The 866-nt window shown below is 44.3% G+C and carries 1 protein-coding gene; it reads right to left on the reverse strand.

The window, feature by feature from the left end:
• The coding region (locus A9G47_RS04820) for a VENN motif pre-toxin domain-containing protein (protein ID WP_176700657.1) at positions 1-840 on the reverse strand (840 nt) is incomplete at its 3' end.
• Positions 841-866 lie beyond the last annotated feature (26 nt).

Consider the following 866-nt stretch of genomic DNA (forward strand, 5'->3'; position numbering starts at 1 on the left):
GTCATCATCAGGCGGTAATCCTGGGGCTCCTCCAGCGACAACACTTCCAGAGCCAGCAATATTATTACTGTCTGAAGAGCCATCAACGCCGTTGTTTTGTGAAGTACTTGAATTACTTTCTTGCCCATGAATTAGCGGTATTCTGTCTGCAAAATCAGCGATAAGAAAATCATTTTTATTTTTATTTAGAAAATCTATTTGTTCTTCAGTCAAACTAGCTATAGCAAATGAATCACCACTTCTAATCGCATTAATAGCATTAGTTTTATCATTCTCACTAAGGCTATTAACCACAGATATACCTAATAATGCAGCTAAACCTGTTCCAGCAACATAGTTTGCGCAAACCGAAATTCTTACGCCAATTTCACTTGGGCGTACTAGATACCACGTAGCTTTAGCTAAATTATTATTCTCAACCGCATTTTTCCCCGCAGCAATCCCCGTATTCACATCTTGGATATCTCCACCAGATGCTGCGATGGCAAGACCTGTAGCTAGTTGGGATAGTGCGCTGATTTTTTGTCGCTCTTCTTGCGATAACTCTGTGACTGCTTTATCCGGATATAAAATGCCCGCTATGACTTCAGCACTACGTTCACTCGCTGCTGCCCCTAAACCTCCCGCTAAGGCTGAGTTGCCTTGTAGCTCAGCAACTACTGCGCCCAGTATAGCATGGCTAATTGTGTTGGCGACGGTGTTTCCTTCTGTCTGTTGTTTGATTATGGTGGCTATCTTCGGTGCTAATGCCCCCGCAACAGCCCCTGTCATGTCGCCCGTGATTAGCCCATTAATAATGTTAACCGCCATTTCAACGCCTTGACGGGTGTCACTGCCCATCGCTGACATCCCTTCGTTCATCGCAT

Origin of the sequence: Gilliamella sp. WF3-4 (assembly GCF_001690275.1) — a bacterium.
In the GTDB taxonomy this organism is placed as follows: domain Bacteria; phylum Pseudomonadota; class Gammaproteobacteria; order Enterobacterales; family Orbaceae; genus Gilliamella; species Gilliamella apicola_C.